12 protein-coding genes and 1 tRNA gene are annotated in these 13,838 nt (G+C 65.1%); 6 read left to right on the top strand and 7 right to left on the bottom strand.

Features of this window, described 5'->3' with window-relative positions; translation table 11 throughout:
- Window positions 1-21: 21 nt before the first annotated feature.
- From EG850_RS05975 to EG850_RS05945, 7 genes are all read right to left on the bottom strand, one after another.
- A complete protein-coding gene (locus EG850_RS05975) occupies window positions 22-981 on the bottom strand; it encodes a siderophore-interacting protein (protein ID WP_124971458.1) in 960 nt (319 codons plus the stop codon).
- Window positions 953-1,771: an ABC transporter ATP-binding protein gene (locus EG850_RS05970; RefSeq protein ID WP_124971455.1), complete on the bottom strand. Its 819-nt coding sequence runs from the start codon at window positions 1,769-1,771 to the stop codon at window positions 953-955. The genes EG850_RS05975 and EG850_RS05970 overlap by 29 nt, the downstream gene beginning before the upstream one ends.
- Window positions 1,768-2,823, bottom strand: coding sequence for a FecCD family ABC transporter permease (locus EG850_RS05965; protein WP_124971452.1), 1,056 nt, complete (start codon window positions 2,821-2,823; stop codon window positions 1,768-1,770). The genes EG850_RS05970 and EG850_RS05965 overlap by 4 nt, the downstream gene beginning before the upstream one ends.
- The gene (locus tag EG850_RS05960; protein WP_124971449.1) at window positions 2,820-3,911 is read right to left on the bottom strand and encodes a FecCD family ABC transporter permease; all 1,092 of its coding nucleotides are present in this window, start codon (window positions 3,909-3,911) and stop codon (window positions 2,820-2,822) included. The genes EG850_RS05965 and EG850_RS05960 overlap by 4 nt, the downstream gene beginning before the upstream one ends.
- A 5-nt stretch (window positions 3,912-3,916) precedes the next feature.
- A complete protein-coding gene (locus tag EG850_RS05955) occupies window positions 3,917-4,942 on the bottom strand; it encodes an iron-siderophore ABC transporter substrate-binding protein (RefSeq protein ID WP_124971446.1) in 1,026 nt (341 codons plus the stop codon).
- A 194-nt stretch (window positions 4,943-5,136) separates the two neighbouring features.
- Entirely contained in the window at window positions 5,137-6,177 is a 1,041-nt protein-coding gene (locus EG850_RS05950; protein ID WP_214609522.1) for an LLM class flavin-dependent oxidoreductase, read from the bottom strand.
- A 109-nt stretch (window positions 6,178-6,286) separates the two neighbouring features.
- Window positions 6,287-6,373 (bottom strand) — tRNA-Leu (locus tag EG850_RS05945).
- 197 nt (window positions 6,374-6,570) lie between these two features.
- Here EG850_RS05945 and EG850_RS05940 point away from each other — a divergent pair.
- From EG850_RS05940 to EG850_RS05915, 6 genes are read left to right on the top strand one after another with little or no spacing between them, the layout of a single operon-like run.
- Window positions 6,571-7,284 (top strand): FhaA domain-containing protein, encoded by a 714-nt coding sequence (locus EG850_RS05940; RefSeq protein WP_124971440.1) that lies wholly within the window; start codon window positions 6,571-6,573, stop codon window positions 7,282-7,284.
- Window positions 7,281-7,871, top strand: a complete 591-nt coding sequence (locus EG850_RS05935) for an FHA domain-containing protein FhaB/FipA (protein WP_124971437.1) — start codon at window positions 7,281-7,283, stop codon at window positions 7,869-7,871. Before EG850_RS05940 ends, EG850_RS05935 begins: the two co-directional genes overlap by 4 nt.
- Window position 7,872: 1 nt before the next feature.
- A complete protein-coding gene (locus EG850_RS05930) occupies window positions 7,873-9,129 on the top strand; it encodes a PP2C family protein-serine/threonine phosphatase (RefSeq protein ID WP_124971434.1) in 1,257 nt (418 codons plus the stop codon).
- Window positions 9,110-10,513 carry an FtsW/RodA/SpoVE family cell cycle protein gene (locus tag EG850_RS05925; protein ID WP_124971431.1) on the top strand — a complete coding sequence of 468 codons (1,404 nt, stop codon included), beginning with the start codon at window positions 9,110-9,112 and terminating at the stop codon, window positions 10,511-10,513. Before EG850_RS05930 ends, EG850_RS05925 begins: the two co-directional genes overlap by 20 nt.
- Window positions 10,510-11,970, top strand: a complete 1,461-nt coding sequence (locus tag EG850_RS05920; RefSeq protein WP_124971428.1) for a peptidoglycan D,D-transpeptidase FtsI family protein — start codon at window positions 10,510-10,512, stop codon at window positions 11,968-11,970. The genes EG850_RS05925 and EG850_RS05920 overlap by 4 nt, the downstream gene beginning before the upstream one ends.
- A complete protein-coding gene (locus EG850_RS05915; protein ID WP_124971425.1) occupies window positions 11,967-13,769 on the top strand; it encodes a protein kinase domain-containing protein in 1,803 nt (600 codons plus the stop codon). Before EG850_RS05920 ends, EG850_RS05915 begins: the two co-directional genes overlap by 4 nt.
- Window positions 13,770-13,838 lie beyond the last annotated feature (69 nt).

Raw genomic sequence — 13,838 nt, 5'->3', positions numbered from 1 at the left:
GGTCACTTGCGGGCCGACCCACTAGCCGCGCATGGCCACGCCGCGGCGCCAGTACCCCATGAAGGCCACTGACGTGCGGTCGATGCCGAGGCCCTTCACGAGTTGGCGGCGCAGCGTCGTCACCACCGCACTCTCACCGGCGATCCAGAAGTAGCGCGCGCCGCTAGCCAGCTCACCACTCGGCTCCGGCAATTGCTCGCCCGATTGCGAGAACATCGGCGTCTCCCACACGAGGTCCTCGCCTTCGAGGTCACGCACCCGCACCTCCGCCGGAGCCGGCGTCTCGAGATAGTCAAGCACCACCGTGATGAGCCGCACTCCGTGCTCCTCGCGGTCCCGCGCAATCCAGCTCACCGAAACCCCGACCGGTGCCGCAATCTCGAGTTCATCAGCCGCTTCGGGCACCTCAATGAACGCGGCCCCGCGTAGCTCAGGCGGGGCATCCTCGAGAATGCGCGCGATCGCTGGCGCCGCAGTTTCATCGCCCACAAGCACCACCTCAGCCGCACCGCCCGGGGCGTACTCAATGCCCGGACGATCCGCATGCCCCCGTCGTGGCCCCACGAGATACACCTCATCTCCCACGCGCGCCGCCGCCGCCCAGCGCGAGGCCGGTCCGCTCAAACCAGGCGCGAGATGCCGCACGAAGTCAACAACAACCTCGGTGCCGCGCTCGCCCACGATGAGCTCGCGAATCGAGTAGGTGCGCACCGAGCCGCGGTCCGCCTCGGGCACGGCGAGAAACGCCTCCCACCAATCGCCGGCCCGATCGATCTCTGGCAGCACTCCGGAGTCAGGCGGAAACACGAGCTTGATGCGCACATCGGCCACATCCCCGAGCGTGCCGATCTCGCCAAGCTCTTCACCGCCAAATCGGATGCGGATGAAGTTCGGCGACACCCGCGCCACGTCCAGCACGGTCGCCCGCGCAAGGAGATAGGGGGTGCCGAGTTCAGCGGTGGTATTCAAGACTGCGGTCATGGTGCCTTCCAATCGGGGTGACGATGGGTCGGCCAGAAACCGGATCCATCAGGATTTCGTTGCGGAGGCCGAACACCTGCTCAACCAGCTCAGCGGTGAGCAACTCTTCGGGAGGACCCGCCGCCACCACACGGCCACCCTTCATGGCGACAAGTTCATCGGCGTAGCGGGCCGCGAGGTTGAGATCGTGCAGCACCATGACCACGGTCGTGCCGCGTGTGCGGCTCAGATCGGTGACGAGGTCGAGCACCTCGATCTGATGCGCAATATCGAGGTAGGTGGTCGGCTCATCGAGTAGCAGCAGCTCGGTCTGCTGGGCGATTGCCATGGCGATCCAGACGCGTTGGCGCTGGCCGCCCGAGAGCTCATCGATACTGCGCTCAGCAAGATCGACGATGCCGGTCGCCGCGAGCGCCTGCGCCACGACCTCCGCATCGTGGCGGCTGAACCGGGCAAACGCCGAGTGATGTGGATGCCGCCCCCGGCCGACGAGATCGGCCACGGTAATCCCCTCGGGCGCGATCGGTGATTGCGGCAGCAGGCTCAGCTTGCGCGCCACCTCTCGGGTCGCCTGCTGCTGAATTGGCTCGCCATCGAGCAACACCTGGCCCGCTTGCGGCGGCAGGAGGCGGGCGAGCGCGCGCAGGAGGGTCGACTTACCGCATCCATTTGCGCCGACGATCACGGTGATCTTGCCGTCGCTGATCTGCAGATCGAGCTCGCTAATGATGCGCTGCGTTCCGTACCCGAGTTCGAGCTGTTCGGCCGCGAGGCGGTGTGATTGAGTCATCGCAGGTTCCCCTGTCGTTGTGCACGCACGAGCAGTGCGAGTAGGAATGGTGCGCCAATGGCGCCGGTGACGACGCCGACCGGCATGCGGTCGGGCAAGACAACCTGGCCAACGAGATCGCCGCCAAGTACGAGCGCGGCACCGACGAGCATCGCGGGCACGAGCAGATTGCTCCCGGGCACCGTGATGCGCCCAGCAATCGGCCCGGCCATGAAGGCGACGAAGGCGATTGGTCCGGTGGCGGCCGTGGCGGTGGCGAGGAGCACGGTCGCGCCGAGTAACAGGATGAGGCGGGTCGAGTTGGTGCGCACCCCGAGTGCGGTGGCGGTGTCGTCACCGAGGCGAAGCATCCCAAGATCATTGCCACGAGCCAGGAGCAGCGGAATGAGCACGGCAGTGACGAGGGCGAGCGGCCCGATGCGATCCCACGCGGCGGCGTTGAGGCTGCCGGTCATCCACTGCAGCGCCGATTGAATGTCCCATTGCGGTGCCCGCGAGAGGAGATAGGCGATGACGCTTTGCAGCATCGCGGCAAGGCCCAGACCGATCAGGATGATTCGAGTCGGCACGACTCCACCGCGCGCCGCGAGGAAGTAGGCGGCAAGCGCGGTGGCGACGGCGCCCGCGAGCGCGAGGAGCGAAACCGCCGTCCCACTCCAATTGAGCACCACGAGCGCGAACACGGCCGCAGCGCTCGCACCACCACTCACGCCGATGATGTCGGGTGAGGCGAGGCTATTGCGGAGCAGCGTTTGATAGATGACACCGGCCAGTCCGAAGGCCGCACCAGCGAGCACGCCGAGCACAACCCGCGGGAGCCGCAGTTCGCCGATCGTGAATGAAGCGCCGGGAATCTGGTCGCCGCTTAGCACCGCCAGCACGGTGTCGAGGCCGTACCATCGCTCGCCGGTCATGAGGGTGAGGAGCACGAGCCCAGTCACGACTGCGGCGAGGCCGGCGGTGGTGCGCAACTGGTGTTGATTGCGCGCGTGGTGCAGGCGCAGGATGCTGTCGGGCAGTGGCGTGGTGCTCGACTCAGTCTGCAGACTCATAGCGCCCGCACCGATCGCTTGCGTACCACCCAGATGAACACCGGCGCGCCAATGAGCGCGGTGACGATGCCCACCTGGATCTCTTGGTTCGCCGGAGCGACGAGCCGTCCGATCACATCGCTCGCGAGCAGGGGGATCGCCCCGGCGATCCCCGACAGCGGCAGTAACCAGCGGTAGTCGGCACCGGCGAGGATGCGGCAAAGGTGCGGTACGACCAGGCCGACAAAGGCGATGGGACCGGCGATCGCCGTCACCGCGCCGGCAAGGATGACCGCGCCAGTTGCCGCGATGAGCCGAGTGCGGGTGACCTGCACGCCCAGGCTCACCGCCACGTCGTCGCCGAGCGAGAGGGCATTGAGCCCGCCCGCACCCGAGAGACAGATGGCCAGGCCCAGCACGATGATGGGAGCCAACGCAGCGAGCTTCGACCAATCGGCGCCGCCGAGCCCACCGATCTGCCACGACTGAAAGCCCTGCATGAGGTCGGCGCGCGGCAAGAGCACGGCGGCCACGAGCGAGGTAAGCGCGGCGGTGACCGCGGCCCCCGCAAGCGCGAGCTTGAGCGGGGTCGCCCCATCGGGCCCGAGCGAGCCAACTCCGTAGACGAAGGCGGCGGCACCGGCCGCGCCGATGATCGCCATGCCGATAAAGCCCCACGAACTTGTCAGGCCAAAGGCGGCGAGCCCGAGCACGACCGCGAACGCTGCGCCCGAGGTGACGCCGAGGATCCCCGGATCGGCAATGGGATTTCGGGTGATGCCCTGCATGACCGCGCCCGAGATTGCGAGCGCGGCGCCCGCGAGCACTCCGAGGATGGTGCGCGGAACGCGGGCGGCGACGGCAGCCTCGGCAATCGTGTCGGTCTGGCCCTGCATCCCGGCGATGACGTCGCCGAACGTCACATCCCGAACGCCGAAGACGAAGGAGGCGAGCACGAGCATCCCGAGCACGACGAGGAGCGCGGGAATCGCGAGGGCGGCTGCTGATCGCCGCGCGGCGATCGGTGACGGTGCCTGCACTCGGTCATCCGGGCTACGAGTCGTCGGCGCGGTCGCCGCGGGGTGAATCGCGACGACCGGCCTGCGCATGATTGTCACTTCGACAGCGGTGCGGCAAGCAGCGCGAAGTAGTCGTTGAGGGTGGCCGGAATCGACAGCGGCGAGGGGTTCGCGCTGGCAGCGAGTGGCGTTTCGTTCGGCAGCACAGCGACGTGCCCGTTCGCGACCGCGGGAATCTTCGACAGCAGCGGGTCGGCCTGCAGAGTCGGGAGTAGCGAGTCATCGCCGTAGGTGACGATGAGGTCGACATCGTTGAAGACATCGGCCGCCTCAGCGCTCACCGTCGAATAGAACTCACTCGTTTGCGCGGTCACGCGCTCCACCTCAGCTGGCAGCGGCAGGCCGAGGTCCTTGAAGAAACCAGGGCGGGTGTCGTGGGCGCTATAGAGGCTGATCTGGCTCAGGTCACTCAGGTCGATCACAACGAAGAGGATGCGCTTGTCTTGCAACACTGAGTGCTTGTCGAGTGCAGCCGTGGCTTGGTCATGCAATTGCTGTCGTAGCGTCTCTCCCTCGCTCGCGAGTCCGAGGGCGGTGGCGTTGAGCGTGATCATGTCATCGACCGAGGTGCCCCAAGCGACGCCCGGGTAGGCCACGACCGGAGCGATCTTTGAGAGCGTGTTGTACTCATCCTGCGTGAGACCGGAGTACGCGGCGAGAATCACATCGGGGTTCGTGTTGGCGACTGCTTCAAAGTCGATGCCGGTTGCATCGTCGAAGAGCACCGGAGTTTCAGCGCCGAGCTCAGTGAGTTTGTCCTCGACCCATGGCAGCACGCCGTCACCATCGTCGTCTCCCCAGGTGACCTTGCTCATGCCGACGGGAACGATGCCAAGCGCGAGGGGCACTTCTTGGTTGGCCCAGGCGACCGTGGCGACGCGCTCGGGCTTGGTCTCAACGGTGGTGGAACCGAGGGCGTGTTCGATCGTGATCGGGAAGGTAGCACTGTCTCGCTCGGATGCGCCGCTGGTGGCGTCGGGGCTGCCCGGCGACGCGGTGCATCCGGTGATGGTGAGGGCAAGGGCGATCGCGAGCAGTGCCGCCGATCGAAGAGAGCGCATGGTGGAACTTTCAGTCAGGCTCACGGTGGGAATCACCGAAGTTAGGTAAGCCTTACCTAACTTGGCGTATCACCCGGCGCAAGCGCAACCCCGCGCCCGAAAAAATGCACCTTGCCAAGAAATCACGCTGTCGAATACAAGAAGGGCCCCAGCCCACGCAGCCGCGTGAACTGGGACCCTATGCACCGCAAGCGCTAGCCGAGCTGTGGCTTGACGTCCTTCGCGAGTGACTCAAACAGCCGCGCATTGAACTCCACGCCGAGCATGTTTGGCACCGTCACGAGCACCGTGTCGGCGGCCATGACCGCCGCATCCTGGCGCAGTTCTTCGACGATCTGGTCGGGCGAACCGATGTAGCTGCGGCCAAAGCGCGCGAGCACACCGTCGATCACGCCGACCTGGTCGCGACGCTCGGCCTGGGCGCGAATACCGAAGTAGCGCTCCGACTCCTCGTCGACGATCGGGATGATGCTGCGCGAAACACTCACGCGCGGTTCCCAATCCCAGCCGGCCTCGCGCCAAGCGTCACGGTATTGCTCAATTTGCTCGGCCTGCAGATCGCCGAGTTCGCGACCGTCGTCTTCAAGCAAAAGCGTCGACGATTGCAGATTGAAGCCGTGCTCGGCAGCCCACAGCGCGGTCGAGCGCGAACCAGCACCCCACCAGATGCGCTGACGAAGTGACTCGCTGCGCGGTTCGATGCGCAGCTTGCCCTCGGGTGTGAGCACAGCTCGGTCGTGCGCCTGCTCAGGGTCGGCGGGTGCGATTCCCTCGCCCTCGAGCGCGCGCAATAGTTCAAGCGCCTGGCGACGCGCCATATCAATCGCGTTCTCGCCAGGACCGGGGATGCGTTCAAACGACTCCCAGCCTCGCAGCGCCGGTTCGGGTGAACCGCGCGAGATACCGAGTTGCAGGCGCTCCCCGCCTGAAATCAAGTCAACGGCGCTCGCCTGCTCGGCAAGCTGCGCCGACTGCTCGTAGCGCATGTCAATTACGCCGGTACCCATCTCAATGCGCGAGGTGCGCGCACCGATGGCGGCGAGTAGCGGAATCGGCGAGGCGGCTTGGCGCGCAAAGTGGTGCACGCGGAAGTAGGCGCCGTCGATACCAGCCTCTTCGGCGGCAACCGCGAGGTCGATGCTCTGACGGAGCATGTCGGCGGCGGTGCGCACGCGCGACCCGGGGACATCGGCGTAGTGACCGAACGAGAGAAAGCCAAACTTCTTCATGTCGATGCAAACGCACGTACTCGCCAGTTGATTCCCAAGCGCCGCACGACTTTGGGCCAGCCGCCACCAACGCAAAGGTCCCGCATCCTAATAATTGGATGCGGGACCTGCGATTTGGTGCGCGAGGGGGGAGTTGAACCCCCACGCCCTCACGGGCACACGGACCTGAACCGTGCGCGTCTGCCTATTCCGCCACTCGCGCGCGCCGGTCTACGTTAGCACCATCGTGAACGTTGCGCGAACGCGAGCCAAAAAACAATGAATGCCGTGCATCCAAGCAGGGTTGACTACACTTCCAACGATGACCAGGGTCGGGCAACCGCTCGCGCCCGCAAGAATCGGACCGACCGAACAGTGTCGGCCCACCGCCAAGAGAGGGTGAGCCGACTGGAGACACACGTGGGATTTCTCGACAAGGTAGAGCGCGGACTCGAGCGCGCCTTCAATGGTGCGTTCGCGAAGACGTTCAAGTCGGGACTGCAACCGGTCGAGATCGTTTCCGCGCTCAAGCGCGAAATCGACACCAAGGCGTCGATCGTATCGCGCGACCGCGTGCTCGTGCCCAACCGCTTCCACATCGTGGTGGCCCCGGCCGACTACGACCGACTCGCAAGCCTTGGTTCGTCGCTGCGCGATTCACTCATGGATGAGGTCGAACAGCACGCCGCGCACCAGCACTATCAATTCGCTGGCGGCCTGTCGATCAAGCTCCTCGAAGACGACACCCTCGGCGAGGGCCAGTTGCGCATCGAATCGCGCTCGGTTGAAGGGCGTGTGCTCTGGACCCCAGTGCTCGAAGTCGGCGGGAACCGCATCCCATTGCGCGTGGGCGCGAACACCATCGGCCGCGGCGCGGATGCGGACATCACCATCGATGACACCGGCGCCTCGCGTCGCCACGCTGAAGTCGTGTGGGACGGCCAGCGCGCCGGCATCCGCGATCTCGGGTCAACGAACGGCACGAAGCTCAATGGCCGCCGCGTCGCCCACTCGGCACTCGCCCCCGACTCCCTCGTCGAGATCGGCCGCACCCAATTGCTCTTCAAGGTCGTCCCGCAGGCAGCGCCGGGCGATGACACCGGATTCCTGCAGCGACCGGGAGGACTGCGATGAGCGGTGAACTTACGATGCTCGTCATTCGCCTGGTGTTCCTGGCGATGATGTGGATTTTCGTGTTCTCGATCATCTATGCCCTGCGCAGTGACCTCTTCGGCTCGCGCTCGAAGGACTATCAGAAGGCGATGGAGCAATCGCGCCAGCAGACTTTCGCCGCTGCTAAACAGGATGCACCTGCACCGGTCTCAGCGAACGCCGCACCCCCAGCTGCAGCCCCGCAGTCGGCAGCGCCGCAGCCTGCATCCCAGCAATCATCCCCGCAATCGAGCGGCAACCCGGTCGGTAACCAGGCCCCGCAGCTGCAGAAGCTCGTCATTACCTCGGGCCCCAAGCGCGGCCACGAACTCGAACTGCGCGGCGAACCCATCTCGATCGGCCGCGCCCGCGATGCCGATCTCGTCATCCAAGACGACTACACCTCCACCCGCCACGCGCGCCTGCTCAATTGGAACGGCCAGTGGATGGTGCAAGACCTCGACTCAACCAACGGCACCTATGTCAACGGCGAGCGGGTAAGCCAGCCCACCGCGCTCGGCCCTGGCAAGTCAGTTCGAATTGGTACGACCACCTTCGAGCTGCAGTGATATGACGACGTTCGTTCGCGCGGGTGCGGTGTCGCACGTGGGCCGAGTCCGGTCAAACAACCAGGACTCCGGCTTCATCGGCAATCACATCCACGGTGTCGCGGACGGTATGGGCGGCCACGCCGGTGGCGATGTCGCCTCCTCGATCGTCGTGAAGTACCTCGCCGAGAACGAGCAGCAGTTCGCCACGGTGAACGACGCGAAGGTCGGCCTCGAAAAGCTCCTCCACGAGGCCAATGAGCTCGTCATTGAAGCCGTCGCTGAGCACGCCGAACTCAAGGGCATGGGCACCACCGCCGACCTCATCACACTCGTCGGCGACGATCTCGTCATCGGCCACATCGGCGACTCGCGCGTCTACCGCTTTCACCAGGGTGAACTCATGCAGTTCACCATCGACCACACCTTCGTGCAGCGCCTCGTCGACGCCGGCCGCATCACGCCCGAAGAAGCGCTCGTGCATCCGCGTCGCTCGGTGCTCATGCGCGTGCTCGGCGATGTCGAAACCGACCCCGATGTCGACACCTATGTCGCACCTGCGGTCGCCGGTGACCGCTGGTTGCTCTGCTCGGATGGCCTGTCGAGCTATGTCGAAGAAGAGGCGATGGCCGAGGTGCTCGCTCGCACGGTCGAATCGTCTCGCGAAGTCGGCGACGACCTCGTGCAACTTGCCCTCGACAATGGCGCACCCGACAACGTCACCGTCGTGGTGCTCGAAATTGGCGACACCGTCCTCGAGCCGATTCGCCCGAAGATCGTTGGCGCCGCATCCAACCCGCTGCGTTACACCTCGCGAGCCCCGCGCCGCCGCATCAAGCGCATCGTTCCCGATGTGCTGCAATCGCGGCGCCGGCTCGCACAGCGACCCGAGAACGAAGAGTTCGTGGCCCCGAGCGATGAGTTTCTCGAACAACTCATCGCCGAAGAGAAGCGCCGCCGCCGCTGGCGCCGCTTCAGCTGGGCCACGACCATCCTGCTCATGCTCGGTCTCATTGGCGGCACCTCAGCGCTTGCCTACAACTGGACGCAGCAGCAGTACTACGTCGGCATCGCTGACGATCACGTGGCGATCTACCAGGGTGTGAAGGCAACGCTCGGACCAATCGAGCTCAGCCACGTGGTGCAACCCACGGATGTATCGGTCGACTCCCTGCCGGCCTACCAGCACATGCAGGTGCGTTCGACCATCCCGTTCTCGTCACTCGAGGACGCCCAGGCGCTCGTGGAGAGGTTGCGTGATGCAGCAAACCAACCTTGACAGCCGCCCTACTGCCACCCCCGCCCGCCGTCGCGAGCGGCCGCAGGGCCTGCGCAATATGGAACTCGGCTTCCTGCTGTTCGCCTATGTGATCGTGCTGGCTGCGCTCCTGCAGGTGCAGCTCGGCGTGACCGGCAAGTTCGACACGCGCGTGCTCGTGCTCGCCGGTGCCGTCGCCGCGCTCACCCTCGCGATGCACATGGTGCTGCGCTTCCGTGCCCCGAAGGCCGACCCGTTCCTGCTGCCGATCGCCACCACGATCAATGGCATCGGCATCGCGATGATTTATCGCCTCGACCTTGCCGATTCGCGTACTGAAGAGCTCGTCCTCAACTCGTCGATGGCGCAGATCATCTACACGGGCCTCGCGGTCGTGATCGCGACGGTCGTGCTCGTGTTCCTGCGTAATCACCGCCTCTTGCAGCGTTACACCTACCTCTTCGGCCTCACAGCCCTCGTGCTGCTGCTCCTGCCACTCATCCCGGGTCTCGGTGTGAGCGAGGCGAACGCGCGCGTGTGGATCTCGGTGGGGCCGTTCAACTTCCAGCCCGGTGAGATCGCGAAGATCGCACTGGCGATCTTCTTTGCTGGCTACCTCGTGACCGCCCGCGACTCACTCTCGATGGTCTCGCGCCGTTTCCTTGGGATGCGGCTGCCGCGCATGCGCGACCTCGGCCCGATCATCGTCGTCTGGGCGATCTGTATGGCGATTCTCGTCTTGCAGCGCGATCTCGGTACCTCGCTCCTCTACTACGGCCTCTTCCTCGTGATGATCTTCGTTGCGACGGGTCGCCTGTCTTGGGTGATTATTGGCCTCTTGCTCTTCGTTGGCGGCGGCACGATCCTCGCGCTGAGCTGGAGCTATGTGCACTTCCGCATCCAGGCCTGGCTCAATCCGCTCGACCCGGCGCTCTACGACGCCGAGGGCGGTAGCTATCAGCTCGTCCAGGGGCTCTTCGGCATCGGCAATGGCGGGCTCATTGGCACGGGTCTCGGCCACGGTCGCCCTGACATCACCCCGCTTGCCGAGAGCGATTTCATCGTCGCGGCACTCGGCGAAGAGCTTGGTCTCGCGGGCCTGTTCGCGATTCTCGCGCTCTACCTCATCTTCGTGGCGCGCGGCCTGCGCATTGGTCACGAGGGTGGGGATGATTTTGGTCGCCTGCTCGCGACCGGTCTCGCCTTCATCGTGGCCATTCAGGTGTTCATCGTTGTCGGTGGTGTCACTCGGGTGATTCCACTCACGGGCCTCACGACCCCCTTCCTCGCGGCTGGTGGTTCGAGCTTGCTCGCGAACTGGATCATCGTGGCGATCCTGCTGCGCTTGTCTGACACGATCCGCACTGAGGCTGCCGGCAGTACTCCGAAGGGAGCCCGCGCATGAGCCGCAATATTCGACTCGTCGGGATCTTCGTCCTCGTGATGTTCCTGGCGCTCTTTGGTTCGTCGACCTACATCCAGGTCTTCCAGGCGCAATCGCTCGCCCAGGATGATCGCAACACGCGCACGCTCCTCGCGAGCTACCAGGTGCAGCGCGGCCCCATCCTCGTTGATGGAGTGCCGATTGCGTACTCGACGCCCGACGGCACCGAGTACATGTACCAGCGTGTGTACGCGAATGGCCCGCTCTACTCGGCAGTCACCGGCTATTACTCGGCCAACCAGGGCGCCACCGGTATCGAGCAGGCAATGAACGCCGAACTCAGCGGCAAGTCAGATTCGCAGTTCTTCACGAGTCTGCAGCGTCTGTTCACCGGTGAGACTCCGGCTGGTGCCGCGGTCGAACTCACGATCAACCCGGCAGCGCAGCAGTCGGCGATGGATGCACTGGGCGACCAGCGCGGGGCCGTCGTCGCCATCGACCCCAAGACCGGTGCGATTCTCGCCATGGTGTCGACGCCGACGTACGACCCCAACACGCTGGCGATGCACGACGACGAGCAGGTCATCGCGAACTACAACGCGCTGCTCGAAAACCCCTCAAATCCGCTGTTCAATCGTGGCATCGGTGGCGATCTCAACCCGCCCGGTTCAGTGTTCAAGGTCATCGTTGCCGCCGCCGCGCTCGAGGCCGGCATCGCCACGCCCGACGGCGCGCTGCCGAACCCGAACGAGTGGCAGCTTCCCGGTTCGTCACATGTGATCTACAACCCGAACCACGGCGCCAAATGTGGTGATGGCGACACCACCACCCTGCGCATGGCACTCGAGCAGTCGTGCAACATCCCGTTCGCGCAGCTCGCCGTGCAGCTTGGCGACGCGAAGCTGCGCGAAATGGCCGAGGCCTTCGGTTTCAACCAGGCGTTCAACGTGCCAATGTCATCCACCGCAAGCGTCTACCCAGAAGAGAAGCTCGACAACGCCCAGACCGCACTCACCGGCTTCGGCCAGTTCGATGTGCGCACGACCCCGCTGCAGATGGCGCTCGTGTCGGCCGCGATTTCGAACGGCGGCACGATGATGCAGCCGAACCTGGTGAAGCAGGTGCTCACGCCCTCACTGCAGGTGCTCGCATCGCCGAAGGCAACCGAGTTTGGTGCACCGATTTCGGATGCAACCGCAACTGCCCTGCAGTCGATGATGCAGGGTAGCGTCGATCACGGTGTCGCCACGAACGCGCAGATCAATGGTGTAGCTGTCGCCGGCAAGACCGGCACGGCCGAAAACGGCGATGGCGAGCCGTACTCGCTGTGGTTCACCGGGTTCGCCGAAGTTGACGGACAAGAAGTCGCCGTCGCAGTTGTCCTCGAGGACGGCGGCGGCATGGGGCAAAGCGGCACCGGTAACGGACTCGCCGCTACGATTGGACAGCAAGTGATTAAGGCGGTGCTTGAGGTATGAGGCCTGGGCAGGGAGTCACGTTCGGTAGCCGATACCAGCTCGGTAACCGCATCGCCATTGGCGGCATGGGCGAGGTTTGGGAAGCAACCGACCTCGTGATCGGACGCCAAGTTGCGATCAAAATTCTCAAAGACGAGTACATGGGCGACCCCGGCTTCCTCGAGCGATTCCGCGCCGAGGCCAGACACGCTGCACTCGTCAACCACGAGGGCATTGCGAACGTCTATGACTACGGCGAGGAAGACGGCTCGGCCTATCTCGTCATGGAACTCGTTCCCGGTGAGGCGCTGTCCACCATCATCGAGCGCGAACGCGTGCTCCCCGGCGACCGGGTGATGGACATCGTCGCGCAGACCGCATCCGCCCTCGCCGCGGCGCACAAGGCGGGCCTGGTGCACCGCGACATCAAGCCTGGGAACCTCCTCATCACCCCCGACAACCGGGTGAAGATCACCGACTTCGGTATCGCCCGCATCGCTGACCAGGTGCCACTCACGGCCACCGGCCAGGTGATGGGGACGGTACAGTACCTCTCCCCCGAGCAAGCCTCCGGGCATCCGGCCACACCCTCGACCGATATTTACTCGCTCGGCATCGTTGCCTACGAGTGCCTGGCTGGCCGCCGCCCGTTCACCGGCGAATCACAGGTCGCGATCGCCATGGCACACATCAACGATGCTCCGCCTGCACTGCCGGTCACTGTGCCCGAACCGGTGCGCAATCTCGTACTCGCCGCGATCGCGAAAGATCCGAAGGATCGTCCGGAATCGGCGGAGGCGTTCGCCCGCGCCGCCCGCGCGCTCAAGGTCGGGGACACCGCTCGCGCGGCACAGGCGGTTCCAGCGGTGCTCGCCGGGGCTGAAGTACCGACGGCCACTGCGCCCCTTGACCGCACCGAGCTCTTGCAACCAACGCGCGCAGAGTCGGTGCGTGACGACCCAAAATCTGACAACGACTTCGACACTCTCCTTGGCGGCACCGCTGCGCCCGCAGCTGCTGTCGCACCCGCCACTCGGGCTGAATTGCGCAAGACCGAGGATGAGGAAGAGAAGAAGTCGGGTGCGTGGCGGTGGATTCTTATCGCAGCCATCGTGTTGCTTGCGCTGGCACTGGCTCTGTTCGGGTTCGCGATGCTCAACCAGGGCGGACCGGCCGAGACGACGGCAGCACCGACAACGACCACGGCGACGCCCACCCCCACGCCCACACCAACGCCCACGAGCGATTCGGTCGCCATTAACGCGCAGGACTTCATCGGTCTCGACTACGAGACCGCAGCCAACCGCTTGCGTGATCTCGGTCTCACGCCGGTGCGCACCGAGGGTTCGGCCGCGAGCCGCGCCGACCAGGTGGGTCAGGTGACGAACGTGAACCCGACCGGCAATGTGCGCAAGGGTTCGCAGGTTGAGCTCACGGTCTACGGTCCGCAGGCTCCTGCCGAGGCACCGACCACCCAGCCCTCGCTTGCCTTTGATGGTGGTCGCTCGGTGACGGCAAGCTGGTCGCCCTACACCTGCCCCGATGGTCAGGCGTTTGGTGGGTACGAACTGCAGGTGACGGGTGCGAACAACCCCGGCGTCATCAGTGGCACGATCACCGGCCTGGTTGCTGACGAGGGTGCCACTTCGGTGACCGTCGCGTATCAGGCGATCTGTAACGGTGTTGGCACTGGCTTCTCGCCGCAGAACACGGTTGACATTCCGGCGCCCCCGCCCACGACACCGCCATCGGGTCAGCCCGTCGATCCGAACCCGGGCAACGGCAACCCGCCTGGCAATTCACAACCGCCGAACGGCTAGATGATGACATCAATCGTGACTTGCGAACGATGAAGGCTGGCCGGTCGATGGCTACGATGGTCACTTATG

This window comes from Gulosibacter macacae, assembly GCF_003865375.1.
GTDB classification, from domain to species: domain Bacteria; phylum Actinomycetota; class Actinomycetes; order Actinomycetales; family Microbacteriaceae; genus Gulosibacter; species Gulosibacter macacae.
The sequence above is the reverse complement of the archived record's forward strand: the minus strand, read 5'-3'. Positions and strand labels throughout refer to the sequence as shown.

Coding starts and splice junctions, on each gene's coding strand:
- EG850_RS05975 (WP_124971458.1), bottom strand. CDS start 981: ATGACCGCAGTCTTGAATACCACCGCTGAACTCGGCACCCCCTATCTC.
- EG850_RS05970 (WP_124971455.1), bottom strand. CDS start 1,771: ATGACTCAATCACACCGCCTCGCGGCCGAACAGCTCGAACTCGGGTAC.
- EG850_RS05965 (WP_124971452.1), bottom strand. CDS start 2,823: ATGAGTCTGCAGACTGAGTCGAGCACCACGCCACTGCCCGACAGCATC.
- EG850_RS05960 (WP_124971449.1), bottom strand. CDS start 3,911: ATGCGCAGGCCGGTCGTCGCGATTCACCCCGCGGCGACCGCGCCGACG.
- EG850_RS05955 (WP_124971446.1), bottom strand. CDS start 4,942: ATGCGCTCTCTTCGATCGGCGGCACTGCTCGCGATCGCCCTTGCCCTC.
- EG850_RS05935 (WP_124971437.1), top strand. CDS start 7,281: ATGAGCGGTGAACTTACGATGCTCGTCATTCGCCTGGTGTTCCTGGCG.
- EG850_RS05930 (WP_124971434.1), top strand. CDS start 7,873: ATGACGACGTTCGTTCGCGCGGGTGCGGTGTCGCACGTGGGCCGAGTC.
- EG850_RS05925 (WP_124971431.1), top strand. CDS start 9,110: ATGCAGCAAACCAACCTTGACAGCCGCCCTACTGCCACCCCCGCCCGC.
- EG850_RS05920 (WP_124971428.1), top strand. CDS start 10,510: ATGAGCCGCAATATTCGACTCGTCGGGATCTTCGTCCTCGTGATGTTC.
- EG850_RS05915 (WP_124971425.1), top strand. CDS start 11,967: ATGAGGCCTGGGCAGGGAGTCACGTTCGGTAGCCGATACCAGCTCGGT.